Source organism: Legionella cherrii, assembly GCF_900635815.1.
Classification (GTDB): domain Bacteria; phylum Pseudomonadota; class Gammaproteobacteria; order Legionellales; family Legionellaceae; genus Legionella; species Legionella cherrii.
Genome location: NZ_LR134173.1, coordinates 3166427 through 3192386, shown reverse-complemented (window position 1 = coordinate 3192386; position 25960 = coordinate 3166427). Strand labels below are relative to the sequence as shown.

The following is a 25960-nucleotide window of genomic DNA, read 5'->3' as shown; positions in this document are numbered from 1 at the left end:
GAAACTAACTTTCTGAGGTGGAATGCAGAAATTCTACCTCAGTAATTCAATTCTTAAGAAGAATTCCACTGTGTATGTTACTCGATGTGTAGGAGAAAGTTATTCACTGCGTTATTCAACAACGAGACTAGAGCTGTAGGACAGTGCTTAAAATTTAGATTTAATTTGGCTTGTACCGCAAAATGGTGGTTTAAAAGCCTTATGCCGACAAAAGCTGCCTGATACCCCATACAACTGTACCGTATTTGTTTTTACCAATCGAATGCACACCTCAGTCAAACTGTTGGTGTATGATGCGAGTGGTTTTTGGCTCTGCCAGAAAGGGTCAGGCGGGGCAAACTGGCTTGGTGGCCTAGTGGAGGAATCATTAGGCTCGACTTGTTTGGATGACAGCAGTTTCTCCATGTAGGCTCGGGCTGCAAGCATCGCGGTATCCATGGAGCCAGGCTAATACATCCTATGACAAAAGATTTTGTGCCCTCAGGTAAGTTTGATGAGCGAACTATTGCAATGATTTGCTCCACTTCTTCCTGTGATTTTTCAATGAAATGGGTAATTCTTGGGCTGGTGTCATAAGCAACCGTGCTCCTATAAAGGGCAGCAAGGTTAGCTAGCTGTCGCAATAAAATCAATGGGTTGAGGCGAAAATAATGATTCCAAGCTTTTTTGCTGCGAAGTCACAGTCTGCAAACATATATTTGTCATCAAAACTAAAAGTGATGCGCCTGATGAAACTTGTTGACTATAATAAAAACAGTACAACTTATGGAGATGGCACATGTTTTTTAAAGAGTCTAATTCTAACTCAGGTACAAAATGGGATACTGAAGCTTATCATAAAATCATAAAGGAATATGAACCAAACATTAGTGAACATGAACTTCAATCACAACTTAAATCTTATGAAAATTTACTGAACTCACTTGGCCATATTGAGGAAAACGTTCTATTTATCAGTATAGGTTGTGGAACTAATTATTCACGAACTAAGGAACAAGCGATACCTACCTATTTAAAACGAATAGCGGAAGAAAACAAAGTTCATGCACTTCTAATTGATGGAAATTTCTTAGGTGGAACTGATATGTTTAAAGGTATTCACAACCTTGAAAATAAAGGAGAAGAGGGTGAAGATACTTTTACCCTTAAAAATAATCCAAATTTAACAGTAGAAGTTTTTGGTTGTTTTGTTGTTGATGATGGTGTTTTAACTAATGAACTTAGAAAAGCTATTGTAGACATTCTAGATAAGGGAGGGCGGGTTTTCGTAGCAAATCATACCCAGGCTAAGTTATTTTCGGATATCCCTCAAATTGCAGAGCTTTGTAACTCTATCAAGAGCGAACATCCTCAAGCCGCCTATTTATTACAAGTTTATACGCAAGGAGGTATGGGACCCGTCAGGTATTGTTCAAAAGAACTGTGTGATTATAAAACCGATATTTATGAACAAGAGAAAAATGGTACAGTTCAAGTTTGCGCTGAGCTATCCGATTTACAATTCGTCGATGAATTTAAACCAGATTTTCATCCTCCTTCTGATCAATATGGGATAAAATAACGATGATGAGTACTAGTATCGAGCCGTTGATAGGTTGATTTCATGCTATCAGAAAAAAGGGTCTGAGCCTGTGGCGCTAATAAAGCTGGAATTGATTTATCAACCGTTTTCATCAAATTTAATGATGCGTTAGCTGAATAAAAGTGCTTCTGAACAATTGATGGTAAATACGAACATTTTTACCATTAATTTGCTCCCTGGATACAAATAATCTAACTCATTGAAAATAAACGGAGTGGATGATTTTTGATAACTTGAGTAAAGTTTTATCATGTTTTTTCAAAATGCCGCATCGTTTTGTTCAACTCCTAGCATTTTATTTTATGTGATGTTTGCTTCAAGTAACCACTACAACTACAAAGAGATGTAGTGGTTCAATAAAACTAACTACTTAAATTAAAGAGCTATTATATTTTGTGCTTGAAGACCTTTTGCTCCTTCAGTCACAATGAATTGCACTCGCTGACCTTCTGTAAGGGTTTTAAAGCCAGAACTTAAAATTTCTTTAAAGTGAGCAAATACATCCGGCCCTGCTTCTTGCTCAATAAAACCAAATCCTTTAGATTCGTTAAACCATTTAACCACTCCGTTTACTGTTTTAGACATAAGTATCCTTAAGTATTTATTTAAATGCCTGTATAGGCGAATTTAGCCGGAAACCGGTCAAGAATTAAAAAACTACAGAACGAGGGATTAAATGAATAAAACGACGATTTGGAGAGTATAAAAATAGACACTTTCTAGCTTAGACTAGGATACTACTCTTTAAGATTAAATGTCAATCTAATTTGTAGCATGCGAGTTGTTTAAAACCCTAAACCCACCCTACATATGCTATAATATAACAAAGGATTGTATAAACATTTTATTTTCTTTCTTCGCTTAGTCATATTATACCTTTCTTCGCTCGTACTTATCTGCGCTTATACACTTTCATATCGAGAAAAAAATGTTTACCTATACCGCAAAAATATATTTTGATGACATCGAAATTAAACAATCCTCGGGGAATAATTTAGACTCTCTTTTAATATGGATGCTAACCCAGCAAGATGGAGAGTTTGGTAATTACAATGGTCAAATTACTAATAACAATACGAATCTGATTGAAAAAGAATTTCGAACGACTTCCTATTAATATGCTCTTAAATTACCTTAATTTTAACGCTATTCATCAACATAAAGGGGAAATTTTTGAGCGTTTTCTTTTACTGCGTTTATAAAAAATTGACGGCTTTCTTTATCAGAGAAACTATTAATACTAATTAATTTTTGAGTGCATGATGGACAAAGTTGATAGCAAAGGAACTTTCCATTTATAGCTCGTGATTTACCTCTCAAGGAAAAATAATTTGTAATTTCTAAACAATAATGACACGTTTGGTAGCTCATAGATATCCTATATAAATAGCTAATTGCTCCTAATGACTATAAGGTGAGATAAAGAAATTACAGGATAAAAATGAATTTCCCTAGATAGGCAATAAGAAGAGAGTAGAGGGTTTAATTAAACGATACAAATCAAATTATAACATCTAATTGGCTAATAAACTATATTACAAATACCGATAGGGACTAAGCGGTGTTTTGTCACATCAACTTGGTGTGTGACGGCAATGTTTACTTATATTGAGGCAATTCAACGACAAAGAAAATATAATATATTGTATGGTGCTTAATCAAGTCACATTGTTATTCCTCTATAGGGGGTACCTATAACTCCTGGTAGGTTAGAAAAACTTTGAAGATCCTAATCAAGGATCAAATAAGTTTTATATCGACTTTATTAGGGTCAGTCCAAATATCATTTAATCCTCTATAACATTCTTTACTTGGGTGTAGTTGTCCCCGGTTTCTTCCAAAATTAGAAAAAATGTTTTGCTGCACTAATTTCAATCTAGCGTCAACTTCAGTATTAGCCCAAGTATCCTGGCCATTTTCAAGAAGGTTTTCGTAACCACCAATATCTTTAATTATTTTTATTGTTTCCTTATCCGTTACTCGTAATCTATAATGATTCATTTTTAGCTCCCTAAGGTTAATTTACTTCTCTTTTATTCTATATTAGTTCATTTTTAGATGGGCTAGCGATTAATGAGCACTAGAATCGGATAGAGAATCGACCGAGTTACTTATATAAAAATCTTCACAATATCCTCTGCAGAATGTTGTCGTCCTAGGCGATCGAAAAAATCCAGGCTCTACCCCAAATAAGGGGGCAATATATTACTTTAAACAGCGATTGCATCGATTACTTATGCGAAAACATCGCACTGCAAAGCACTGTACACGTTTAATGCCTCTCTTTCTTAAACTCGTGCCAGTCTGAAGGAAAGTCCTTTCGACTCACTAAAGACTCTAGGTAAAACATTATATCAATGGAGGGAAGAAGTGGTTAGCATGTTGCTGTTTAATAAAAACAGCAACATACTAATGCACCATGTTTTCCTTATTTAATAATTAAGTTTTGTAAATGGAAGAATCAGGAAAAGGTATAGGGACAGGTTTAGTATCAACAGCAATTCATTATCCCCATCTTAATATTGTGGCTTGCTTGATTATCCTTTTGATGGGTGTTCTTGCAATTTTTAATCTTCCAAAAGATTTTTGCCTTCAGCCAATTTGCCCGCCATGCAAGTCATTTCCTCATACCCAGGTATGCCAGTCAGAGAGCAAGGGTTTTGGCTTAATTGAAAATAATGGAAAAGATTATTTTGCGCACTTTAGTACAATTCAATCGACTGATTTCAAAACTCTTTCGCAAGGTAGCAGTGTTTTGTTTAAGGCAGTAAAAGGACAAAAAGGGCCTCATGCAGAAGATGTTGAAATCGTTTGATATTTTGAGAATATCTTTCTTATTAAAGAATCTTCAGATCAAATTAGCTATTTATTTTTATTTGATGCAGCGGGGTTAATAGTCTGTATCTTATTCTGGAACTTCCATAAGCAAACTTGTTGCTAGCAACCAGGCTTGCTATTTAATCTGCAGATTCATTTACTAAAATCATGAACTCATTTGGTATTAACTCTAATTTTTGATAGCATACTTTCACATATATCCTTATGGATAGCCTGAATAAAACGTTGCTAAATCAAGTTTTCATTTGCAGTAAAGGCAATGGTTAGCCAACGTTGTGGCGTGTCTTCTCCAATAGCCAACGCGATTTCATTACGAATTTCATCCAATGTTTCAATACTTGAAATTGGGTAATCGATAGGCACTACAATATGTATTTCAATAAATTGAGCTCGTCCTATTTTTGCAACGTAGCTTGTATAAGTTTTAAAATCACGTTGTTTGATAAGCTCATCTAAAAATTCTCTTATTTTTTCATCAAGATCCAAGGGTGCCATGCGAAATATGTCTCTTGTGGCATCCCGGACCGCAGTCATAGGTACAAAAATCAAACAAGCAGTAAGAATCGCTAAAATAAGGGGATCAATGTAGGGAGTAAAATATGCGTAGACCCCACCCTGCAACAATGCAGCGATGCCAAATGCTAATAAGAGAGATGAGGAAATCAAAGCAGACATTAACCAACTTTGAATGTCTAATCGCAGGAATTCAGACTTAATTTTGCGGTTTTTTTTAATCAAATAAAAATACATGCCAGTTGATAAAAAAAATACTAAAAGAGCAAACACAAATGCCCAATCAAAATTCAGTTCATGCCCACCAGACATTAAACTACCAATTGCATTTATCATCGCATAACTACAAAGAAGTATTAGGATACTACCATTCAAAACAAGAACCATAGGTTCAATATGCCAGTAACCATATTGAAATCTCCGATTACCCTTACTTGTTACAAGACGGGCGACAAATAAGGCTAGGATTGATATAACGGTATCCACCATATTGAACATACCGTCAAAGACGATAGCCAATGAACCCGAAAATAGCCCAAATAAAATACCTACCATGGCTAAGAGAAGGGTAACAGCTATTGATATTTTAAGAGCCCCACGTTCATGAAGCTCTTCTTGTATTTTCATCTAAGTGATCCTGATATTAATAATGATTTATCTACTCTATCCAAAGGCCTGTATTATTAGGATTTTACATAATAATTGCCTCTTTTTTCCAATTGTTGTGTTAAGTTTTTCGCAGGGTTTTAAAAAATCGATTTATTTTACGCACATGAACTTTGCGTTCTTTTAATTTTCCACTTTGTAAATATCGGTACGCTTGATCTGCTTGGCTTTTGTGAATGGCAACATAGGAGTACAGGGTGGTGATGTTAACTTTACTAATTGTGTTGCCTGCTAAGCCTGAATCCTTGCTTAGTGTCCCAGGGTGTCACCGTTGCGTATTTTATCTTTTTACCGGAAGCAAGACAAGGTGTGATCATTTATGGAGCGAACAGCCTAAAAATGGCGCGATCGTAGGGGCTCGAACCCCCGACACCTTGGTCTGAACCCTGATGCTCTAGTTTTAAATTTGTTATAAATCATATCTTGTGAAGCCTTAAATTCGTAAGGAACCTTCTACGGCCTATTACAGCATAGTGACGCTACAGTTGAGACACGTTTGGTCACAGAATATTTGCCTTTATGTTTGTTAGGCAAAATACACTTATAGTTAGGCAAAGGAGTAGCAGAATAGTAAAAATAAAATTAAACGATCAGCATTTAGCTGAAAATAAATGATTTATTCAACAAACTTCTTTTTTAGTATTGATCTATACTTCTAAAATATTTACTCAATTCAAGAGGTAGGTAAATGAAAAAGTTTTCAATCCTTTTAGGAATATCGCTAATGAGTTCATGTGCTTTCGCAATGGAACAATCCAATATGGGACAAATGTCTATGAAGGAAAATCATTGTCCTAAAGGCGAAAAACAAATAGTGGCACTTGAAAGAGAATTCTTACAAATGATGATTGTTCATCACGCATAAGGGATGCAAATAATGGAGTTAGCTATAAAAAAATCCCAGAATCCGAAAATAGTCGCTATTTCAAAGAAAATGCTCGCAAGGCAACATAGAGAAGTTGTTAAAATGAAAATGCTACTCAGTAAATTACCCACTACCTCTGAAGCAAATTATCAAATTCCTGGAATGAAACCCATGGATATGAAGTCGTTTATGAATGTTTCAGGTAAAGAATTTGATAAAATGTATTTAAAAGAAATGAGTGATCACTTTCATGGCGGCATGCAAATGTCGGCTTACTTATTAAAATGTAGCCATGATCCTCAGATTAAAGAAGTTGGGGAATCCATTCATAACAAACAAGCTGATCTTAAGAAAATGGAGCAGCTCTTAAGTAAAGGCGGAAATAATTCATAATCATATCTGTCATTCTTGTCAAATGCATCAACCTAATTTTGTACCTATGGGGTAAGGCATTGAATTGTGAATTATTGATTAAAAACTCACGATTCAATGCCTGGTTATAGTGCGAGTCCCTTTTATATAGGAGTAAGGTTGTTTGAGAGCAGCAAAGATCCAGAATTGACTGCTTGGCAATTGTTATAAATACTATATGCAAATAATCCCAATCCTGTAAGGGCTGCAGCGATGCCAATTCTCGGTGATACTAGGCCACCAATCTTATCCTAAATTTACCTAGATTTTGCCGATAGATTCCAGGTGATTCGTTTAATTCATCTACTTTTTGGAAATTTGAAAAATGAACGTAAGTATTTGATATGGCGTAGTTACAAAGTAAGAAGGTAAGGAAATGACACAAAAGAAAATATCATTAGAAAATGATGCTGTTCTGCAATTCATTGTTGATGAATTAATCTCTTTACATCATTGCCATACAATTATTTTATATGGCTCCCGCGCACGAGGAGACTTCACAGTAACCAGTGATTATGATGTTGCAGGGATTAGAGAAAAAGGAGATAAGCAACGAATTGCACGCTTTGATGAAGCACATCAAGTTTATCATGATATTTTTGTTTATCCTGAAAATGCTTTTGATTCAATTTCTGATGAACATTTATGTATGTCAGATGGCATCGTTGTTGTTGAAAAAGCCCATTTTGGCACAGAGTTATTAAAAAAAATCTCAGCTTCTTTAATATTGTCTGAGTCCCTCCCTCCTGATGAAATTACAGCACGTAGAGTGTGGTATCAAAAAATGCTGGCAAGGGCGTGTACTAGAGATTTAGAAGGAAAATATCGCCATATTTGGTCAATCTTCACAATTCTAGAGGATTATTTTGTGTTCAAAGAATTGCGTTATCAAGGTCCAAAAAAAGCATTCAAGTATTTAGAAACACACGATCCAGAGACTTTATCATTATTTGATGAGGCCATAACGAATATCGATAATTTGGATGCCTTAAATAGGCTAATTACAAGAGTTATAAAGAGTGACAAAACGTAGGATAATTATGCCAGAATTAAATATTTAAACTATCAAGGATAATCCAGAGTACTATCTTGTGAATAGGCATCTATTATTTAGAGTACATGGTAATGAAATTTAATATCTATTTAAAAATCTTGACTGCATTCTTTGTGATTTTTTTAATTGTCGTTTTAGCATTTTTTAAATATTTAAAGTCAGTTGAGGCAAAGATAGTTATTAATGCAGGCCAAACGATGTCACAAGGAATTTTAATTAGTTTAGAAAAAGAGTTAATTCATAATCCGAAATCAAACTGGGATGCACTAATAAAGAAAAAAACAGATAATGTTATTCATCTTATAGCAATCGACAGTCTAAAACTCACCCTGGCGCAGAATAATCAATTAAATCATGGTGAAATCATTTTTTTATCAGGTACAACTTATCAATTTCTAAACGAGGTAATTGTAGAACATACTGCGTATAAAAAAATTGGTAATACCCCGTATGCATTAGCTTACAATTTTTCAGATCCTGACGAAATTATTTATAATTATATGAATCCTGTTTTAAAACAAATCGTTCAACATTTATTATCAAAATCAAAAAATACATGGAGTAATGAACTATTACAGTTAGAAAAAATATATGGTTTCCCTATTCATGTTTATAAAACTAAAAGTAAACACTTACCAGGTAATATAATTAATTCTTTATCAACAAAGCGTTTAGTATTTGAAACAAATAAAAACTCGTCACAAATTGTTATTCTCTACTATAATTTTAGTGGTGGAATACTCAAAATTGGCCCACTAAGCTATCTGCCAGTTATGGCAAGAATCAGTGATGTTATGTATTATTTTGTAGGAACTTTCTTTTTTATATCCATTTTTCTTATTGCCTTTTTTTCATTGCTTTTTGTTAGAAATATGAAAAAGGTGTATCAGATAACTAAAAATTTCAGTCAAGGGAACTTTGATTTTCATCGGAAAATAGGTCCCACCTCTGTTTTATATGGACTGTATATAAATATCATCCACATGGGTGAGCAATTAAAAGAACTGATTGAATCACATAAACAAATGTGCCGGTTTGTCGCGCATGAAATTAGGACCCCTTTATCAACCATACAAATGGCGACAGATAGTATTAAAAGGAAAAACACTGAAGATGAACTACTCAATAAACAGCTGAACAGCATCCAAGAAGATATTGCAGATATGAATGGGCTTGTCAGCACTTTTTTGATTTACTCAAAAATGCATTCAAGCGAATTGAAATTAAAACGGTCTGAGACCGATATAATACAATGGTTAAGAAATTTATTAGAGTCTTATTCTTCCTTGACATTTGAAATTACATTTCATTCTAATGAGTTAAATTCTTTGAAAGCATACATAGATGAAAATATTTTAAAGCATGCTGTTACCAATTTGATTACAAATGCCATGAAATTTGCAGCACACACTATTTCTTTAACTATTTCGCTGGATAATAGTCATATTTTAATCCACGTAGACGATGATGGTCCAGGCTTGCCGGATGATGGTGCGGATGACATTTTTTCTGAATATACGATTGCCGAAGACGCCGAAATTGGAGATAAACATATTGGGATAGGATTAGCTATTGTTAAAAAAGTTGTTAATCTCCACGGAGGGAAGGTCATGGCTTCACAATCACCGTTATTAAAAGGTGCTCGATTTACCATAGTGCTTCCAATATATTCTTAGCGATTAGGATTTTAGTTTTAGAAGTTGGTCCCCAACTTTAGCATCTTTTGACGTATCCATCTCTTGTTTCATCTCAACCAGTGCGTCCATAACCGCTGTTAACTTGAGTTTTGCATTTTCAAAACGTTTAGGGATAAATTCATCTTCCTCGCCATCAACTACTTCTCCAGTTCCAATGCCTTTTTCAAGAGCACTGATTACCATACTAAGCTCTGATTCAAACGCCGATAATTGCTCATTATTCCCCTTTGCAGATTGCAAGATTCCATGCAATTTTTCCACTACATCTCCAGGAATATAAAGAGTGCCTTCACTACATTTGCTATATTCACGTTTCGCAATAGGTAATGAAAGTAGTTCATCAGCCTTGTGTTGACTCATCTGAAATATTTGTCTAACAGATTGTTTTAGTTCTATGGGAGTTGGTGGCGAATTGCTAGATTTCAAAGATGCGAGAAGTTTATCACTAGCAGTTACTCGTCCATCTTTGCTATGTTCTTGCGCTGTCTCGATAGGAGTCTGTCCTTTTTCATTTCGCACTTCAAGACTAGCACCACACTCTAATAACTTTTTAATGAGATGTAAGGGCTCTTTTCTATAATTATAGAAATTCTGTACCGCATAGTGCAAAGCCGTCATGCTTTTTTTATCAGCACTATTAATATCAGCGCCATGTTTTAATAATAAAGCAATGACACTGTCATTACTTGGGCCACCAATAAGGACTTTTCCACAACTTACCATTGCCAGGTTTAACAAAGCTTTATTAGCCAGAATTGACTCTAGCAAGTCCTCATGACTTTTAAATACAGAAGGTTCTTTTAAACCTAAGAGAAGTTCTAGTACATCTCTATCTGTCAGTTGTTCTATAGGGGATGCCCGATCTAAGATATCACGGACACGGTTTAAATAATTTTCTTGTTCTTTGCCTAATATTTGCTTTTCCTGTTCAACAAACTTTGCAATATCTTCTCCTTCAAATCGCAATTCTGGAAAACCATCAATTTTCTTTAAATCTTGAATGTTTAGAATATCTCGATTTAAAGCGATTTTTGCTATCAGTTCATCGGCTTCGTCTTTACCTAGAATTGCACGGGCATATTCTATAGTGTTAACTTTTAATTCTTTAGCTGTTTCTGTTGAGGCAAATAAAGATTTTCGAACGGCAACTTGATATTGACCATGATGAAAAATAACACTGTTTCCAGCCTTCCAAATATTTCCTGCCATCGATGTGATAGGGGATGTGGGCGAAAGGGATCGGAAGCCGGTCTGTACATCTTGCGCATTCCATGGTCCAGTTCCACCAAAGGTGATTTCTGGATATTTCACTGATACTCTTTCTAAAAATGTTTTTTCCTGTGAGTTTGCTGCAGCATTAAGTTGATTGTCTGTGTTACAACCTTCTAAAGTCACAAAAACTTCACCATGATATGCGGGCAATGCTCGTTTAAAACCATGTAACAAATTATCAAAATTATCATCATATAACTGCTCACTTGGGCCATGGCAATTACCCATACCATATTCGCCACCACCAGCATGGCCCATAATAAATAATTTTGGGTTTTTCTCAAATATATTGTCTAGTTCTTCCGGTAAGTCTCGTTTGAGTTCATCCAAACTACTGTAGATTTTTGGCGAATTATCACACTGATCGAAAAAATAATACTTCAAATCAGAGCCTTCTAAATAGACGCCAATTGGAAGAAATTGCTTGAACCGTTGTTTTAAGTGAGGATTTATCACCACACCTCTATGATTTTCAGGCAGTGGATGATCTGGATCTGGTTTATATATTAAGATTTCTATTGCAGCGTCTTTCATGGCTCATCTCGACTATTACTTAAAATAATAGGTTGATTTTATCAAGAACACTCGGCTCAAATGTATATATATTGTACAGGTGTTCTAAAATGATACTTTTGTCGAGGGTAAATGATTATAGATTTGCGATATATTTGGTGAAGACTTCATAACTGGACGAAAAATCCCAAGGTCGAGACAAATGAAGTTTTTACTATTTTTGATAAGTCTTACTTTAGATTGGTGGCTGTGATCTATATTTATTCCCAAGCCGCTGATACAAATATATATCCTTTTTTATGGATTGTTTTTATACGATAGGGCTTTTTATTATTATCATTCAATGCTTTTCTTAAACGTGATATTTTTAAATCGATACCTCTATCAACCCCATCATATTCATGCCCAGAAAGAGCATACATAATGCTATCTCGACTCAGCAACCTATCATGGTTCTTAACCAACAAAGCAAGCATTTCAAAGTCACTGCTACTTATTGAAATTTCTTCATCAAAGAGATGAACACTCTTAGTACTAAAATTGATAGAAAAATTGCCAAAGTGAAATTGATTTTGATTATTAACTAAATTGGGTCGACGTAACAATGCCTCTATTCTTGCTTTCAAAACTTCGTCTGCAACAGGTTTAGTTAAGTAGTCATCTGCTCCTAAATTTAAAGAGGATACTTCACTTTCAGTATCATTAATTGCTGTTAGCATGAGTATTTTCCCCAAATACTCATCTCTAATGGTATGGCATATTTGATCTCCATTCATGCCAGGAAGCATTATATCCAATATTACTAGGCAAGGTTGCTCACGAATGATGCGATAGACCGCTCTATCACCACGTTTTTCAATAGAAACATCATAACCTGCTTCTTGTAGGCTTTCTTTGAGGTAATTTGCTAACTTAACGTTATCTTCTACAAGCAATATTGATTTATCTTTCATGCGTTCTGTCTAAGCCTTTTTAAATAAGAAAACTCTCTAAACAAATTTAGTCTGAATCGATTTTTAAGTTCAGTGTTAAATAGATATCAGTAGGTAAGCAAACACACGATACATTCGTACATTTTATATACAATTGGTTTTTTTTAACTCGATATAATAACAGATAAGTAAATCTTTATTCGGATTAAACCATTATGAACTTGCACTGGAGTATTCACATGAAAAAAGACAAAGAAAAACATCAGCCTGTACCTGAATCCATAACGGCAGATGAACCCCAAACCTCCTCTATAGCATTAGCTTTACAACAATTTAGAAAGGAAGCAGAAAAAAAAGAGGCTGCTGAGGAAGGTGCAAAAGTACGCTGCGGGACTTGTTTTAGAGAAATCGCACCAAAGCGCCTTTGTTCCGGACATGGCGCAGGCGGTAGCGAAGATGATAGTGCCACTTCTGATAAGAAGACATCTGAGGAAAAAGCGAGTCCTGGTGAAGATCAATTCCCAACTAAATCAGGTAAAGTAGTTGGGTCTGAAGATGAATTGGTAGGCGTATTTGGTTCAGAAGAACTTGATTTAGAGTCTGGTTTTGACCCAGAAATAATTGAAAAATTAATTGCTGATGGGAAATTGTTGGTTGATAGTGATCGTGAATCAATGACTCTTAAGTTTGAATTACACTATGATCCTAATGAATTAACTCCAAAGCAACGACATGTATTAAAAAAATTCATGCAAGCGATTATCAAAGAATTCAATGATTTTAAAGAAGAAAATCATCTTTCCGATGATTGCATACATATTACTCAGGATGAAAAAGGAAATATACGTTCTCTTCGTATGACCACGCCCACACTAGCCTTATACGATACATTTATCCAAAGACTAGCAAATAATTTGGTGCCCGTACCCAGTCCGAAAGCACAAGAAAAGGATGAGGTCACAAAAGAACATAGTATTGCTCCAAATCCACTTTCAATGGAACCCAAGTTGTCTAATAAAGCCTCTAAACAAGAGGCAATTGAGCGAAATAAGGATATAGAACCAAAAAAGACGGAAAAAGAGGAGGAGGAACAAGTAAATTTTCACCCATCTCCTTTTAATATGAAACCTTGGTAAAAAGCTACAAATGAACCTTCTTGCGGCAAGCCGCGGGAAAGGTCTTACTCATACTGCCAATATAGCCTTTGCTCGTTAATAAGTTACGGTATTGATATCTTGCATATTGAGTTCCCCCTGTCTGTCGGATATGTACGCTTTATTTGCTTCGTTAACATCAAACTGTTTATTTAAAACGGTTTCATAAACCGGTTGTTTATGGTTGCTATGGGTTGTCACTTTGTATTTCCTTCGATAGCGAACAAAAACTTGAGCTTCTTTCATTAAGCTTTGAGTTCGTCTTCGGCCGACTGGATAGCCTAATGCATTTAAAGCATTCTTTATCATGCGGCTTCCATAACAATACCGGCTGGCTTAAGCTATGTTTTTTACCCAATAATCTCCTGATACTCAGGAGCATCAGGTTTATTTCTTTGGTGTTGCTGATAACTGTAATATCCATGCCGTGTAATGCCCAATAGTTGGCACATTACACCAACTGGCCAGCTCTTCTTATTTTGGGCAACAAACGAATATTTTATTTCGTTTCTTGAGCAAAGAAGAGCGCCGCCGTCTTTAAGATTTCCTTTTAAGGCATTTATTTTCTCCTTGCCGCCGGCGTATTTCTAATCGCTCGGCAGTTAATTTCCCCATTGCCTCGAAAGGCTTGGCTATCTTGCTCTTGATGTTCTTTTATCCAACGGCTTAATAGCGCTTGAGCGATGCCTAAAGTATTCGCGGCTTTCGTGACTCCATAACCCTGATCTAATAACAAGCGAATCACATCAAGTTTAAATTCTTTTGGGTGTTTCTTTCCTAGCGGCATTACTTTTTCCAGTTAACCATTATCTCTTAACTGGGGTGTACAGATCTATCAGACCACCTCATTATGAAATGGTACTGCGTTATGCACACCTTTCAAGTGCGCTTCTAAGAGCTGCGGCTGAACGTGTTTAGCTACGTTTTGGTCACAGTAACCTGGTTTTTTGGACATAAAAAAGAGTTAAGTGCTTGCTTATAAATGGCGCGCTCGGAGGGACTCGAACCCCCGACACCTTGGTTCGAAGCCAAGTACTCTATCCAGCTGAGCTACGAGCGCAATGGGGCATGGATTTAATGTATTTTGTCATATTAGGTTCTGGTTAAACGTGAAGGTTAGTAACCAGAAATGGTGGGCCGTATAGGATTCGAACCTATGACACAGAGGTTAAAAGCCTCCTGCTCTACCACCTGAGCTAACGGCCCGCAGGACAAAATATTTTTTAAAACTGTACTCTAAAACTGGTGGGCCGTATAGGATTCGAACCTATGACACAGAGGTTAAAAGCCTCCTGCTCTACCACCTGAGCTAACGGCCCTAAAGAGGCTGGAATAATACCGGATTAGCACAGAATTTCAAGTCTTTTTATGATGTTTCTCATAATTTTGTTGTTTTTATGAGACACAAATACTTTTTTTAAGCAAAAATAGCTTAATCAAAAAAGGGATCTTTAATTTGTGGGGCTTGAAAACAAATGTTTTTTTCTGTAGCCAGGATGGTCCAGTTCTGCAATTTTAGCTTCTCAGCAAGAATCGAAGCCTTATCCAAGGAGGTAAGAAGTAATAAAACATCAGCACCTAATGCACCGCAGCCTTTGATTGCTTGTATCTCAGGATATTTTTTAAATTCATTAATAAATTTTAAACTGTGTTCCGCTACCAAATTTAATTCGCTTAATTTTTGATGGTAATCATTTATAGTCTGAATCAATTTTGGGGAGTCTTCTTGCTCGAATGCTTGCTGGGCTGTATCTACCAGACAGGATAAATAATCAATCTGATCGGGCAGGGTGGTATCTTGCAAATGATGATGGGTCGCCAGTTTCACTCCGGTGTGAATGAGAAAAAAAGACAGATCGTGAAAGGGCCAACCATAGGATTTCACTAGTTTTCGTTGTTTATTAATATAAACACACCCTTGTTGTGATTGTGCTATTACATCATATCCGCTTGGTTTTAAACCTTTTCCAGCCCATGAGGATTCATAATAGGCATCAAGCATCTTATTTAAATCAGCTATGGAGTCATTCAAGAAACAACCCGCCAAGTAGCTTGCCAAAAATTGGGCGCTGGAGGCACCTAAACCGCCTCGACCTGCATAAGGATCATTCCATAAAAGGCCTGATTCGAAATTTTGTTTTAGCCACCAAAGCCCAGCTGGAGATTCGGGGTGGATTCCCAATAAATCATTCTGCGATAGGAGCATCAGTTCAAAACAGGGAGAAGTCGTTATAACAAATGCAGAGGCCTCCACTAAAGCAGCATATTCACCTAATAAAAAGGTTTTTGCAGGAATTAGCCATTTCATACAGCAATTGGTGTTTGTCTGATTTTAGCCAGTAAATCATGGGCATTGTTTAGGCTAATTCTTTTGTGCAAATCCAACCATTTTTGCAAATGCTCTTTAAGTACGGGCATTTCATTTTCATTGGCTCCGGCAGCCAAGAGCAGGTTATCAATATGTAATTTCATGTGGCCTTGAATAATCCCTTCGGTGCATAAGGCTTTAATTGCCCCTAAATTTTGTACGAGACCTACTGCAGCAATGATTTGCGATAATTCATTTGCTGAAGAAATGTTCATCATTCGCAAACACATTTTTGCAGTCGGATGCAACGAAGTAACACCACCAATGGTCCCTACAATAATTGGTGCAGTAAGCTGTCCTGTCAGTATCCCATCGTGAAAGCGCCAACGAGTAATTGCTCGGTATTGGCCATCGCGTGCTGCGTAGGCGTGTACACCCGCTTCAACCGCACGCCAATCATTACCAGTCGCAATTAATACGGGATCAATACCATTCATTACCCCTTTGTTATGAGTAGCTGCTCTATAAGGATCCATTTCAGCAAAAAGCGATGCTTCCTGCAGTTTTTGACCGAGAACGGGTTCAATGGTGTGGATAGTTACTTGAGCCGTTGTTAGCTTTTGATCATTCAAATTAGATAAAATACACATGGTGACTTCTTCACCAGTTAACTGCTCTATAGGCGTTTTCAAGTACTCAAGTACTTGATTAATAATGTTCGCTCCCATAGCGTCACAACTATTCATAGTTAAATGAATTACCGCCATATCCTGATTATCTTCTCTTTTGAGCTGACGTAATTGCAGATCGATAACACCGCCGCCACGTTTCACCATGTTGTCCGCTACATCTTTATTCGCTTTATTGATTAAGTACGTGCGGTTTTCATGAAAAATCTGAGAGAATTTAGAAAAATCGTTCACTTTTGCCAATTGAATTTGGCCTAAAATGCATTCGCCGTGAACCCAGGTTTTTATTTCGCCGCATTGTCGAATCCATTTGGCGGACTTAGACAAAGCCGCGATGATTGATGTTTCTTCAACAGCCATAGGAATTACATAATCTTGACCATTGATATTGAAATTAGTGGCTACACCTAGAGGAAGCTGAAAATAACCAATGACGTTTTCAATCAGTTTATCTGCCAAATTCAAATCTTTGACGCCACCACTTTTAAGAAATGCGATGTCTTCAGATGTTATTGCCCCTAAGGCTAATAAGCGTTTAAAACGTTCTTCTCGTGTTAGTTTGGAAAATCCGCGAAAAAGCTCATCAGTATTAGAAGTTAAAGGCATGCTTTCTCCTTTGAATAGCCGGCATTAAAGCAAGTTTTTATAATGCCTCGTTTGCGTTGTTCAAATAGGCTGTAGTTGTCTTGCATACCCGATTTTACTGTCTTGAAAAAAATAAAGCCAATTTTATCATAAAAGGGAACAGCAAACTACTTTAAAATCACGTAAGTTGTAGGATTTTATTTTATGAAACTTAGCTGTGTAAGAAGTGCGGAAAACAAAGAATCGCTTTGAGTTTATGGTTAAAAAAAGACCTTTCAATGTTTTTTTATATCAAGGCATTGTTTTTTAATTTATTTTTCCTAGTAATTATTTGTCATTAAGAGTAAATTGCACGCATTTAATTTGGTTAAATTGTTGGGAGATGTTATGGGAAAGAGTAGAAAAGAAGAAAATGCTTTTAACACAGCTCAAAACATGAGAAATATACTCATCGGACAATTGAAAAGGTGTAAATCATTAGAAGAGTTAAATAGCTTTTTAGAAAAATATAAAGAGAAAAAAATAAAAAACCCTCTAACAGTTAATTTAACTGAACATCATCGAAAAATTATCAGTGATTTGGATGTTCAGATTAATGAATTAACTCAAAATCTAAAGCAACGATATACACCACAAATTCAAAATGAACACTCGTCGAGCGCTCATGAGCAACGTGAAAAAGCAGACGAAAGCAGAACTGAAGTTACTCCTGAAAAATTATCGGTAGATTGGGCTCCAAAAAGCGATGAAAAGCTGGATGAAGTTAATGAAGTCATGCGGTTAGCAAGTGAAAACAGTGTGTCTTTCCAAACCCAGACTAAAGCTGCAGACCCTAGAATAAAGAACGATGAGGCTGACATACCGAAGAAAAGAATAAGCAAGGAAGTTCCTGCGGATGATCAACAAAAAACTGAACCGGTTGCTAAGAAGCATGACAAACCGCTTGAGGAAAATCATGGTGAGCTGAGAAACAGGAAACGTCGTAGCCAACTAGTCCATGATGTGACTGTTAAATTAAGAACACTTCATACGAAGTGCAAAAAATATGAAGAGAAAGTGAAGCAATATAAGAAAAATCCAGATAAGGTAACGCAATATAAACAAGCTGCGACTGCTGCAAAAAGCATTTATGATCAAATAACGGAACTCGTTAATCAATTCATTTCTGATGGAGATTTAAAAGCTTTTAAATCAAAAAGCCAAGTCTTTCTGAGCAAAGACAACGAACATGTAAAAACGCTTAAGTCACATCGTGGTTGGTGGGAAGAATTCCTGGATGATCTGGCCAAGCTCATTAATAGAGGACTTGATCGTGTTGGCTCATCAATTCGTGTTGGGGAATTTTCAATATTTAAACCCGCAGCTGATGGAGGCAAGAAAATTGATGAACTCAGTAACACAATTAGTGCTGTTTCTTTAATTTCTTAACCTTGTTGAACAGATCGATTGTCATTCCCGTAGCTTTATTGAGAACAAATTCCCAACGCGGGAATGACAAAATGCAGTTTGAAAATCTAGGATTCTTCCTAACTGGTTACTCAGCAAAATGAATAAAGTAGTGAAATCTGGGTTTTGCCAGCTCACCCAGGCTGCATTTTTTACCCTATCCGAATAACTTGTTCTTGTGGTACCATCTTCAATTGTTTTTGCTCTTCCAGAACATTCATATTATTCTTGAGGTTATTTTTCAAAAAAAATGACTATGGTACAAAGCAACGCGCAAATCACTTTTGATAAGGAACTTGCCAGATTTCACTGTACGGGTGCATGGTCTGTTTTGCAAATTGGGAATTTATTAAAAAGATTTAGTGAAGGCGAGTTGCCCAAAAGAGAAAAAATAATCATTAGCGGAAAAGGAATGAGTCATTTTGATAGTGCAGGGGGGTTGGCTCTGATTAAATGCATTGATGCACTCGAGCAACAAGAAAATAAGGTGGAACTGACTGATTTTACCGAAGCCCAACAGCAACTCATCGATTTAATTAAATCAAAAAAAGATCTTTTAGGTTATCAAATTCCCTCCGAACCCAAAGAAAATTTATTTTATCAGTTAGGCAAAGAATCAGAAAATAAACTACGACAAGCTGATGGACTTCTTAATTTAGTTGGCGATTTAACAACTAAAATTATCGAAGCATTTGGCAATTTGCGTCGATTTCAATTACCAAGCATTATGTCAAATATACATGCTACCGGCGTCACAGCTTTACCTATTCTCGCCTTACTTTCTTTTTTAATCGGTGTGGTCTTGGCTTACCAAATGGGATTGCAATTGCAAACCTATGGCGCCAACATCTTCATTGCCTATTTATCGGGCATGGCCATTTTTCGTGAATTTGCACCACTCATTACCGCAATTATTGTTGCTGGACGAACCAGTTCTGCGTTTACAGCCCAAATTGGCAGTATGAAACTCAATGAGGAGGTCGATGCGCTGCTAACCATGGGACTTTCTCCTACTGAATTATTAGTGCTTCCGAAAGTAATCGGATTATTGATTGCATTTCCTTTATTGATTTTTTGGTCTGATATTTTTAGTATTTTAGGTGCAATGATTATGTCCAAGAATCAACTGGGTATAAGTTTTGTTGATTTTTTACAGCGATTAAGAGACTCTGTTGGGCTCTCACAGTTGAATTTAGGTCTTTATAAAGCGCCAGCATTTGCATTGTTAATTGCTTTGGTTGGTTGCTTCCAAGGGTTTCGAGTTGAGGCGGGAACGGAAAAAAATATCGGGAGCCAAACTACTAAGAGTGTAGTGCAGGCATTATTTCTGATTATTATTGCGGATGCAATTTATTCAGTTATTTATAGCCGGATGCATTTATAGATGAGTGAACCCATTATCGAAATTAAAGGTTTAAAAAATTACCTCGGGGGGCAATGGGTACACTCGGATGTAAATTTGACCGTAGAAAAAGGGGAAATTCTAGCGATTATTGGTGGTTCTGGAAGCGGAAAAACAACGATATTACGTAGCTTGCTAATGTTAATGAAGCCTACAGCAGGCGTCATTAAAGTTTTTGGCCAAGACATTCGTCATCTTGATTTGCAACAATCATTCTCGATTCGACGTCGTTGGGGAATGCTTTTCCAGCACAGTGCACTATTTTCATCAATGAATGTGCTGGAAAATATCATGTTTCCCATGCAAGAATTTACTAATTTGGATTATGAATTCATGTATGAATTAGCTTTGCTAAAAATCGCTTTAGTAGGGTTACCCAAAGAGGCGGCGGGCAAGTTGCCTTCGGAATTAAGTGGAGGGATGCAACGAAGAGCAGCAGCGGCACGAGCCATTGCTATGGATCCGGAATTATTGTTTTTGGATGAGCCAACTACAGGCTTGGATCCATTAAGTGCAAGACTTTTCGATGAGTTGATTGTTTTTTTAAGAGACTCTTTAAAACTGACTATAGTCATGGTGAGTCATGATATAGAATCTTTAAAAAGAACTACTGATCGCGTAGCCTTTATTGGGGATGGAAAAATTTTAAGTGTGGAGCCAATTGATGATTTAATGAAAAATAAGAATAAAATCATTGCTGGTTATTTTAGTAAAATGTAAGCATAACTGGAGACAGGATACTTGGAATCGAAAACCAATTACACCATTGTAGGTATATTTGTACTCATATTGCTCGTGGGCCTCGTGTCTTCCATGTTGTGGTTGTCTGTTGGTTTTAATCAAAAAAAGTATACAACTTACACTGTTTTCATGCATGAAGCAGCTTCCGGTCTAACTAAAGATGCCCCTGTAAAATTCAATGGAGTGCAAGTTGGATATGTAAAAGAAATAAAATTAAATCAAAGCGATCCAAGACAAGTGGAAATTTTATTGGATATTGAAGAAGATACACCAATTACTACAAGTACTTATGCAACATTAAATTCTCAAGGAATTACTGGTGTTACTTATATTGGTTTGAGCGCAAGCACTTCTGATTTGACTCCAATTCTAAAAATGCCTGGCGAACCTTTTCCTGTTATTCCCTCAAAACCTTCTGTTTTCAATCAATTAGATAGCATTTTGAAAAAAGTATCTGAAGATATAGGTGTTGTAAGTTCCGAAGCACAACGTATCTTTAACGAAGAAAATGCAAAACACATAAATCATATATTAACTAATATTGATCATTTTTCTAAAAATCTTGAGCGTAATGGCAAGAATCTTAATGTTTTTATGGATAATCTGGCTAAAGCGAGTCGCGATCTTCCCCATATACTCGATGAGTTAAAAGTAGGAATCTCTAAGTTTGATACCATGGCAGAAAGTTTAAGTAACGCCGGGAATAGTGTATCAAAAACGATGGGCTCAGGAAGAAACACGTTAGATAAAATTTCCCAAGAAGCTCTTCCACCAGCCGTAATTTTATTACGCCGATTGAATGCCATTTCTGCAAATTTAGAAAAAGTGAGCAGTGAAATGCGTCAGAACCCTGCTGTGGTTATTCGTGGAAGTAAACCGCCACAACCTGGGCCTGGAGAATAAATGATGAAAAAGTTGACTGTTTTTCTTGTGAGTTTTAGCGTGGTGTTGCTCAGTGCATGCTCACCAGTAAAAGTCTCTGTAAAAAATCAATATCAATTAAGTGCATACAGCACGAAACAGTTGGCCAAAAAACCTATGCCCATTACTTTGTTGGTTACTGCAACTGAAGCTGCTGCAGGGTATCAAACGGAACAAATGCTTTATATTAAAAAACCTTATGCGCTTGAGCCTTTTGCAAACAACGCATGGGTAAATCCTCCCGCTGATATGCTATATCCTTTAATTCTACAAAGTTTACAACGAACAAATCTTTTTAAAGCAGTTACATCCAATGCGTATACCTTAGGAGTAGATTATCGATTGGATACCCAATTGCTTGCACTGGAACAAAATTTCCTTAAAAAACCAAGTGTCCTCGAATTTTCAGGCAAAATGGTTTTGACTCATGTTAGTGATAATAAAGTGCTCGCTTCGCGGATTATCAACTTACAGATCCCCTGTCCTAGTGATACCCCCTATGGCGGTGTCATCGCAGCCAATAAGGCAACGCAACAGTTTACTGCAATTCTCGCACAATTTGTGGTATCTCATATACAACATTAGAGCAGTATCATCGCGAGTCTAGCGAGGGGTCTCTGTTGGAAACAAGGTGCCACAGCATGGAGGTCCCTCGCTAGGCTCGAGATCTCCCAAAAGATCCGAACTCGTGACACTGCACCAAGACTACAATCTGGTTAATTATGATCACATAGTACTGTAGCCAAAAAATAAAAAGAATTGTACAATGTGCCCCCATGAGCCCTATATGGGATTTTGAAATTTATCAATAATAAAAAGAACGAAGGAGATTGAGGATGAAAGCCGGATCATTTTGTAAATTAGGTCTGCTTGTAGCGAGTGCTGTTTTAGTTGCTGCTTGTTCTAAAGCACCAGGTAGTGCTGAAGGAGTAGGTGTGAACGAAGCTGAGGCTTCTGCTCAAGGTCTAGGACAATTTACTCATTTTGCTGGTCAAGAACCAGGTGAGTCTTATACAACTCAGGCACCCCATAATCAATTGTATTTGTTCTCCTATGATGACAGTAATTTGGCTCCCAAATATTTACCATCAGTTAATGCTCAGGCAGAATATTTGAAGACTCATCCTGGTGCTCGAGTGTTAGTCGCCGGACATACTGATGAGCGTGGTAGCCGTGAATATAACGTAGCTCTTGGTGAGCGTCGAGCAAATACCGTAGCTGATATTTTACGTATGGCTGGCGTGAACAGACAACAAGTTCGTGTCGTAAGCTATGGCAAAGAGCGTCCAATTAATTTAGGACATGATGAAGCATCACACGCACAAAACCGACGTGTTGAATTTACTTATGAGGCAACAAGATGATTAATTGCAAAAAACACATTATCGCTGCTGGCTTTATGCTAATCCTTCCTTTGACCTGTTGGTCAGAGGCGCCTGTGGTCGATGATAGTGAAAATTTTGCAATTAGTGAGGAACAACAGGCGTATGAAGCGCCTGTTGGCTCAAAGTACGGTGCTGAAAGTAGACAGTATGATGTAGCTCGGAATGAGAATTACACCATCGATAATTCCCAAACGGATGATGAACCTGCGCTTGCCAAGGATGATCAAGCAAATGATTCGAATAATAATATTACAGATAATGCTAAGCTGATTGATAAAATCCAAAGCTTACAACAAGAAGTACAAGAACTCCGTGGCCAATTAGAAGTACAAGCTCACGATTTAAAATTGTTGCAGCAACAGCAAGTTGCTTTTTATAAAGATTTAGATGCTCGTTTAAGCGGAACCAGTTCTGCGAAAGTATCGCCAAATAAAGCATCGGCTAATAAGCCGGCACTGGATCTTTCCGTTGGTTCTAAAGAACCAGCTCCCAAAACAGTTACACCCACGTCTGATATACAAGCAAGTAAATCAGCTTCTATACCAGCCCCTGTTGCTGTTTCTACTTCGAGAGCTAATCCTGCTGACGAACAAATTAGCTATTTAGCAGCTTATGAATTAGTGAAAAACAAGCGATATGATGACGCTATAATTGCTATGAATGGATTTGTGCAAAAATATCCTAAGGGTGGTTATACTGCTAATGCTCAATATTGGCTTGGAGAGCTCTATTTAGCTAAAAAAGATTATTCTAAGGCTATAGAACATTTTAACGTGGTTTTACAACAATTCCCCACCTCAAGTAAGTCTGCAGCAAGCATGCTAAAGACTGGTTATGCCTATGCTGCACAAGGTAATAAGCAAGAGGCTCAGAAATTCCTGCAACAAGTAGTAAGAGCTTATCCTGGTACACCTACTGCTCAATTGGCTAATTCAAGATTACGTACGATATAATTAATAAATTTTTTATGCGTAACTCTGAAGTTCTGGGTTACGGCTTTGCCTTAACCCAGGCTACATTGAACTAATTTATGGATTCCAAGGAGAAAAATATGTATTGGCTAGCCCATGCCCCAGCTAATATTGCTCTGATCAAATATATGGGAAAAAAGGATAATGCAAATACTCCTGATAACCCATCGCTATCCTATACTTTAAACGATCTCAAAAGTACGGTCAGGCTTGAAAAAATAAGCTCAAAAAAAGATATTTGGGAACCGCTTATAATACCTGCTGGAATTGAACATTTTGTACTGTCCCCAGAGGGTCAAAAAAGATTTCTTGATCATTTAGCTCGCATAAAAACATACTTTGGCTATGAGGGTGGTTTTTTAGTGCAATCGTGCAATAACTTTCCTCACAGTAGTGGTATGGCAAGTTCTGCTTCAAGTTTTGCGGCATTAACGCGCTGTGCTGTTGTGGCTTTGAGTGAGCTAACCAATAAGCCTATGCCTTCTATCGATGAACAAGCCCAGCTAAGCCGTTTGGGATCAGGTTCATCGTGTCGATCTTTTTATTCTCCTTGGGCTTTATGGGATGACAATGAAGTTAAAGAAGTGGATTTGCCTTATCAAGAATTAATTTACCAAGGTGTCGTGATAAGTAATAAAAAGAAAGAAGTCCCTTCGAGTGAAGCCCATCAACGAGTAAAGAGTAGTCCTTTTTATGAAACACGTAGCCAAAGAGCAAGAGAGAACCTAAAGCTTTTATTAGATGCTTTAATGACGGAAGATTGGACTGCCGCATATCAAATCTGCTGGAAAGAATTTCAAGATATGCATCGTTTGTTTACTACTTGCGAACAACCTTTTACTTACATGACGGAAAGTTGTACCGACCTCCTGCATCACTTAGAAAATTTTTGGAATAAAAAAGGCGATGGCCCCATAGTAACCATGGATGCTGGACCAAACATTCATTTATTATATCGTTCCAACCAGGCAGACTTAGCACGTGAATTTAAACGTGATTATTTAGTAGGGAATTATGACGTTCTTTGATTTTGAAACTACAACTTTTGGTAAGTGGATTTTAGCAGGTGAACATGCTGTAGTACGAGGACATCCAGCCTTAGTATTTCCAATTAAGGAAAAGAAATTAACGCTCAATTATTCTGCGGCAGGGTCTTCTTTAGGAGCTGATTATGCAGGGAGCAGCGGTGCTGATATGCAACTGTTGTTTTGGAGCGTGCTAGAGCATGGAATGCACTTATTAGGACGCTCTTTAAACCAAATAGGTGGCTATTTTCATTTAGACAGCACGATCCCTGTGGGAGCTGGTATGGGCGCTTCAGCAGCTCTTTGTGTGGCAATGAGTCGTTGGTTTTGTGCGCAAAAAATGATAGAGCAAGATCAATGTAATGATTTTGCAAAAGAACTAGAACATTTATTCCATGGAAAAAGCAGCGGACTTGATGTTGCTGGAGTTGCTACTGATAAAGGGGTTTATTTTAAATCGGGATCTATTATGCCACTGGAGCAAAAAATTTACCCACAGTTTTTTTTGTCTTCATGCAAACAGATTGGCATTACATCGCATTGTATTCATCAAGTTCAGAACTTATGGACTAATAATCCTATTTTGGCTCAACAAATTGATGAACAAATGGTTGATGCGGTTGAAGAAGCAAGAGCTGCTTTAGAGCAGGGTGGCGCAGATGCAATAACTTCTTTAGCCCAAGCAATTAATAAAGCTGCTGATTGCTTTTATCAATGGAATCTAGTTAGTGAAAGTTTGCAACAACATATGAATTGGCTGAGCGCAGAAGGGGCGCTCGCCGTAAAACCAACAGGATCTGGGGGAGGCGGATTTGTATTGAGTCTATGGAATAAGCAACCACCTAACCATCTCGAATTATTGACTGCTTGATGCAAATACAGTGCCTCATGCACCGAAAGGCTGTATTTGCGTTCAAATCCAAACGTTCATCACGATTCAAGTATACTCCTGAACAGAGCCTCATGATGGATTTATTCTGTGTTCAGTGT

The 25960-nt window shown here is 37.0% G+C and carries 26 protein-coding genes, 3 tRNA genes and 3 pseudogenes; 19 read left to right on the top strand and 13 right to left on the bottom strand.

What is annotated here, in order from left to right; all coding sequences use genetic code 11:
- The first annotated feature begins 163 nt into the window (after positions 1 to 163).
- Both tnpB and EL022_RS13665 read left to right on the top strand, forming a co-directional pair.
- Complete coding sequence (gene tnpB / locus EL022_RS16805; protein WP_081776844.1) at positions 164 to 409, top strand: IS66 family insertion sequence element accessory protein TnpB; 246 nt, start codon at positions 164 to 166, stop codon at positions 407 to 409.
- Positions 410 to 778: 369 nt separating this feature from the next.
- Positions 779 to 1561 (top strand): hypothetical protein, encoded by a 783-nt coding sequence (locus tag EL022_RS13665; protein WP_028380045.1) that lies wholly within the window; start codon positions 779 to 781, stop codon positions 1559 to 1561.
- A gap of 396 nt (positions 1562 to 1957) precedes the next feature.
- Here EL022_RS13665 and EL022_RS13660 read toward each other — a convergent pair whose 3' ends face one another.
- The gene (locus tag EL022_RS13660; protein WP_028380046.1) at positions 1958 to 2167 is read right to left on the bottom strand and encodes a cold-shock protein; all 210 of its coding nucleotides are present in this window, start codon (positions 2165 to 2167) and stop codon (positions 1958 to 1960) included.
- 343 nt (positions 2168 to 2510) lie between these two features.
- Here EL022_RS13660 and EL022_RS13655 point away from each other — a divergent pair, with 343 nt between their 5' ends.
- The gene (locus EL022_RS13655) at positions 2511 to 2699 is read left to right on the top strand and encodes a hypothetical protein (protein WP_035900412.1); all 189 of its coding nucleotides are present in this window, start codon (positions 2511 to 2513) and stop codon (positions 2697 to 2699) included.
- A gap of 623 nt (positions 2700 to 3322) precedes the next feature.
- Here EL022_RS13655 and EL022_RS13645 read toward each other — a convergent pair.
- Complete coding sequence (locus tag EL022_RS13645) at positions 3323 to 3583, bottom strand: hypothetical protein (RefSeq protein WP_028380049.1); 261 nt, start codon at positions 3581 to 3583, stop codon at positions 3323 to 3325.
- Between the two features lie 184 nt (positions 3584 to 3767).
- On the opposite strand from EL022_RS13645, the pseudogene EL022_RS13640 reads away from it, so the two are divergent.
- A pseudogene (locus EL022_RS13640) lies at positions 3768 to 3991 on the top strand (ISL3 family transposase); the annotation flags it as partial.
- Positions 3992 to 4181: 190 nt separating this feature from the next.
- Positions 4182 to 4397 (top strand): cold-shock protein, encoded by a 216-nt coding sequence (locus tag EL022_RS13630; RefSeq protein WP_051544426.1) that lies wholly within the window; start codon positions 4182 to 4184, stop codon positions 4395 to 4397.
- A gap of 251 nt (positions 4398 to 4648) precedes the next feature.
- Here the strand turns inward: EL022_RS13630 and EL022_RS13625 are convergent, their stop codons facing one another.
- Together EL022_RS13625 and EL022_RS16715 are read right to left on the bottom strand one after the other, a co-directional pair.
- Positions 4649 to 5560, bottom strand: coding sequence for a cation diffusion facilitator family transporter (locus tag EL022_RS13625; RefSeq protein WP_028380050.1), 912 nt, complete (start codon positions 5558 to 5560; stop codon positions 4649 to 4651).
- A gap of 100 nt (positions 5561 to 5660) precedes the next feature.
- Positions 5661 to 5916, bottom strand: a pseudogene (locus tag EL022_RS16715) (DbpA RNA binding domain-containing protein); the annotation flags it as partial.
- A gap of 407 nt (positions 5917 to 6323) precedes the next feature.
- On the opposite strand from EL022_RS16715, the gene EL022_RS16120 reads away from it, so the two are divergent.
- From EL022_RS16120 to EL022_RS13605, 4 genes are all read left to right on the top strand, one after another.
- Entirely contained in the window at positions 6324 to 6464 is a 141-nt protein-coding gene (locus tag EL022_RS16120; protein WP_155832642.1) for a hypothetical protein, read from the top strand.
- A gap of 12 nt (positions 6465 to 6476) precedes the next feature.
- A complete protein-coding gene (locus EL022_RS13615; protein WP_028380051.1) occupies positions 6477 to 6857 on the top strand; it encodes a DUF305 domain-containing protein in 381 nt (126 codons plus the stop codon).
- Positions 6858 to 7251: 394 nt separating this feature from the next.
- Positions 7252 to 7908, top strand: a complete 657-nt coding sequence (locus EL022_RS13610; RefSeq protein WP_028380052.1) for a nucleotidyltransferase domain-containing protein — start codon at positions 7252 to 7254, stop codon at positions 7906 to 7908.
- Between the two features lie 92 nt (positions 7909 to 8000).
- Positions 8001 to 9605, top strand: a complete 1605-nt coding sequence (locus EL022_RS13605; protein ID WP_028380053.1) for a sensor histidine kinase — start codon at positions 8001 to 8003, stop codon at positions 9603 to 9605.
- A 3-nt stretch (positions 9606 to 9608) separates the two neighbouring features.
- On the opposite strand, the gene EL022_RS13600 is transcribed toward EL022_RS13605, so the two are convergent.
- Positions 9609 to 11432 carry an ankyrin repeat domain-containing protein gene (locus EL022_RS13600; protein WP_028380054.1) on the bottom strand — a complete coding sequence of 608 codons (1824 nt, stop codon included), beginning with the start codon at positions 11430 to 11432 and terminating at the stop codon, positions 9609 to 9611.
- A 239-nt stretch (positions 11433 to 11671) separates the two neighbouring features.
- Positions 11672 to 12364 carry a response regulator gene (locus EL022_RS13595; protein ID WP_028380055.1) on the bottom strand — a complete coding sequence of 231 codons (693 nt, stop codon included), beginning with the start codon at positions 12362 to 12364 and terminating at the stop codon, positions 11672 to 11674.
- Between the two features lie 218 nt (positions 12365 to 12582).
- On the opposite strand from EL022_RS13595, the gene EL022_RS13590 reads away from it, so the two are divergent.
- Positions 12583 to 13479, top strand: coding sequence for a hypothetical protein (locus EL022_RS13590; RefSeq protein WP_028380056.1), 897 nt, complete (start codon positions 12583 to 12585; stop codon positions 13477 to 13479).
- Between the two features lie 75 nt (positions 13480 to 13554).
- On the opposite strand, the pseudogene EL022_RS13585 reads toward EL022_RS13590, so the two are convergent.
- From EL022_RS13585 to EL022_RS13555, 7 genes and pseudogenes are all read right to left on the bottom strand, one after another.
- Positions 13555 to 13818 (bottom strand): annotated as a pseudogene (locus tag EL022_RS13585) (IS3 family transposase); the annotation flags it as partial.
- Between the two features lie 238 nt (positions 13819 to 14056).
- The gene (locus EL022_RS13580; protein WP_051544400.1) at positions 14057 to 14284 is read right to left on the bottom strand and encodes a transposase; all 228 of its coding nucleotides are present in this window, start codon (positions 14282 to 14284) and stop codon (positions 14057 to 14059) included.
- A gap of 196 nt (positions 14285 to 14480) precedes the next feature.
- A tRNA-Arg gene (locus EL022_RS13575) sits at positions 14481 to 14557 on the bottom strand.
- A gap of 70 nt (positions 14558 to 14627) precedes the next feature.
- Positions 14628 to 14703, bottom strand: a tRNA-Lys gene (locus EL022_RS13570).
- 37 nt (positions 14704 to 14740) lie between these two features.
- Positions 14741 to 14816 (bottom strand) — tRNA-Lys (locus EL022_RS13565).
- A gap of 113 nt (positions 14817 to 14929) precedes the next feature.
- Positions 14930 to 15805: a hypothetical protein gene (locus EL022_RS13560; protein WP_028380058.1), complete on the bottom strand. Its 876-nt coding sequence runs from the start codon at positions 15803 to 15805 to the stop codon at positions 14930 to 14932.
- Positions 15802 to 17100 (bottom strand): hydroxymethylglutaryl-CoA reductase, degradative, encoded by a 1299-nt coding sequence (locus tag EL022_RS13555; RefSeq protein WP_028380059.1) that lies wholly within the window; start codon positions 17098 to 17100, stop codon positions 15802 to 15804. Before EL022_RS13555 ends, EL022_RS13560 begins: the two co-directional genes overlap by 4 nt.
- Before the next feature lie 366 nt (positions 17101 to 17466).
- Here EL022_RS13555 and EL022_RS13550 point away from each other — a divergent pair, with 366 nt between their 5' ends.
- The 9 genes from EL022_RS13550 to EL022_RS13510 all read left to right on the top strand — a co-directional run bounded on the left by EL022_RS13550 (position 17467) and on the right by EL022_RS13510 (position 25841).
- Positions 17467 to 18507, top strand: a complete 1041-nt coding sequence (locus EL022_RS13550; RefSeq protein ID WP_028380060.1) for a hypothetical protein — start codon at positions 17467 to 17469, stop codon at positions 18505 to 18507.
- A gap of 274 nt (positions 18508 to 18781) precedes the next feature.
- Entirely contained in the window at positions 18782 to 19909 is a 1128-nt protein-coding gene (locus EL022_RS13545; RefSeq protein ID WP_028380061.1) for an MlaE family ABC transporter permease, read from the top strand.
- The gene (locus tag EL022_RS13540) at positions 19910 to 20647 is read left to right on the top strand and encodes an ABC transporter ATP-binding protein (RefSeq protein WP_028380062.1); all 738 of its coding nucleotides are present in this window, start codon (positions 19910 to 19912) and stop codon (positions 20645 to 20647) included.
- 21 nt (positions 20648 to 20668) lie between these two features.
- On the top strand, positions 20669 to 21571 hold the full coding sequence (locus EL022_RS13535; RefSeq protein ID WP_028380063.1) for an MlaD family protein: 903 nt from the start codon (positions 20669 to 20671) through the stop codon (positions 21569 to 21571).
- Positions 21572 to 21574: 3 nt separating this feature from the next.
- Complete coding sequence (locus tag EL022_RS13530) at positions 21575 to 22174, top strand: ABC-type transport auxiliary lipoprotein family protein (protein ID WP_028380064.1); 600 nt, start codon at positions 21575 to 21577, stop codon at positions 22172 to 22174.
- Positions 22175 to 22425: 251 nt separating this feature from the next.
- Positions 22426 to 22953 (top strand): peptidoglycan-associated lipoprotein Pal, encoded by a 528-nt coding sequence (gene pal / locus EL022_RS13525; protein ID WP_028380065.1) that lies wholly within the window; start codon positions 22426 to 22428, stop codon positions 22951 to 22953.
- The gene (gene ybgF / locus EL022_RS13520; protein WP_028380066.1) at positions 22950 to 23927 is read left to right on the top strand and encodes a tol-pal system protein YbgF; all 978 of its coding nucleotides are present in this window, start codon (positions 22950 to 22952) and stop codon (positions 23925 to 23927) included. The genes pal and ybgF overlap by 4 nt, the downstream gene beginning before the upstream one ends.
- Before the next feature lie 98 nt (positions 23928 to 24025).
- Positions 24026 to 24973 (top strand): diphosphomevalonate/mevalonate 3,5-bisphosphate decarboxylase family protein, encoded by a 948-nt coding sequence (locus EL022_RS13515; protein WP_028380067.1) that lies wholly within the window; start codon positions 24026 to 24028, stop codon positions 24971 to 24973.
- Positions 24960 to 25841 carry a mevalonate kinase family protein gene (locus tag EL022_RS13510; protein WP_028380068.1) on the top strand — a complete coding sequence of 294 codons (882 nt, stop codon included), beginning with the start codon at positions 24960 to 24962 and terminating at the stop codon, positions 25839 to 25841. Before EL022_RS13515 ends, EL022_RS13510 begins: the two co-directional genes overlap by 14 nt.
- Positions 25842 to 25960: the final 119 nt, after the last annotated feature.

Coding starts and splice junctions, on each gene's coding strand:
- EL022_RS13665 (WP_028380045.1), top strand. CDS start 779: ATGTTTTTTAAAGAGTCTAATTCTAACTCAGGTACAAAATGGGATACT.
- EL022_RS13660 (WP_028380046.1), bottom strand. CDS start 2,167: ATGTCTAAAACAGTAAACGGAGTGGTTAAATGGTTTAACGAATCTAAA.
- EL022_RS13655 (WP_035900412.1), top strand. CDS start 2,511: ATGTTTACCTATACCGCAAAAATATATTTTGATGACATCGAAATTAAA.
- EL022_RS13645 (WP_028380049.1), bottom strand. CDS start 3,583: ATGAATCATTATAGATTACGAGTAACGGATAAGGAAACAATAAAAATA.
- EL022_RS13625 (WP_028380050.1), bottom strand. CDS start 5,560: ATGAAAATACAAGAAGAGCTTCATGAACGTGGGGCTCTTAAAATATCA.
- EL022_RS16120 (WP_155832642.1), top strand. CDS start 6,324: ATGAGTTCATGTGCTTTCGCAATGGAACAATCCAATATGGGACAAATG.
- EL022_RS13615 (WP_028380051.1), top strand. CDS start 6,477: ATGGAGTTAGCTATAAAAAAATCCCAGAATCCGAAAATAGTCGCTATT.
- EL022_RS13610 (WP_028380052.1), top strand. CDS start 7,252: ATGACACAAAAGAAAATATCATTAGAAAATGATGCTGTTCTGCAATTC.
- EL022_RS13605 (WP_028380053.1), top strand. CDS start 8,001: ATGAAATTTAATATCTATTTAAAAATCTTGACTGCATTCTTTGTGATT.
- EL022_RS13600 (WP_028380054.1), bottom strand. CDS start 11,432: ATGAAAGACGCTGCAATAGAAATCTTAATATATAAACCAGATCCAGAT.
- EL022_RS13595 (WP_028380055.1), bottom strand. CDS start 12,364: ATGAAAGATAAATCAATATTGCTTGTAGAAGATAACGTTAAGTTAGCA.
- EL022_RS13590 (WP_028380056.1), top strand. CDS start 12,583: ATGAAAAAAGACAAAGAAAAACATCAGCCTGTACCTGAATCCATAACG.
- EL022_RS13580 (WP_051544400.1), bottom strand. CDS start 14,284: ATGCCGCTAGGAAAGAAACACCCAAAAGAATTTAAACTTGATGTGATT.
- EL022_RS13560 (WP_028380058.1), bottom strand. CDS start 15,805: ATGAAATGGCTAATTCCTGCAAAAACCTTTTTATTAGGTGAATATGCT.
- EL022_RS13555 (WP_028380059.1), bottom strand. CDS start 17,100: ATGCCTTTAACTTCTAATACTGATGAGCTTTTTCGCGGATTTTCCAAA.
- EL022_RS13550 (WP_028380060.1), top strand. CDS start 17,467: ATGGGAAAGAGTAGAAAAGAAGAAAATGCTTTTAACACAGCTCAAAAC.
- EL022_RS13545 (WP_028380061.1), top strand. CDS start 18,782: ATGGTACAAAGCAACGCGCAAATCACTTTTGATAAGGAACTTGCCAGA.
- EL022_RS13540 (WP_028380062.1), top strand. CDS start 19,910: ATGAGTGAACCCATTATCGAAATTAAAGGTTTAAAAAATTACCTCGGG.
- EL022_RS13530 (WP_028380064.1), top strand. CDS start 21,575: ATGAAAAAGTTGACTGTTTTTCTTGTGAGTTTTAGCGTGGTGTTGCTC.
- pal (WP_028380065.1), top strand. CDS start 22,426: ATGAAAGCCGGATCATTTTGTAAATTAGGTCTGCTTGTAGCGAGTGCT.
- ybgF (WP_028380066.1), top strand. CDS start 22,950: ATGATTAATTGCAAAAAACACATTATCGCTGCTGGCTTTATGCTAATC.
- EL022_RS13515 (WP_028380067.1), top strand. CDS start 24,026: ATGTATTGGCTAGCCCATGCCCCAGCTAATATTGCTCTGATCAAATAT.
- EL022_RS13510 (WP_028380068.1), top strand. CDS start 24,960: ATGACGTTCTTTGATTTTGAAACTACAACTTTTGGTAAGTGGATTTTA.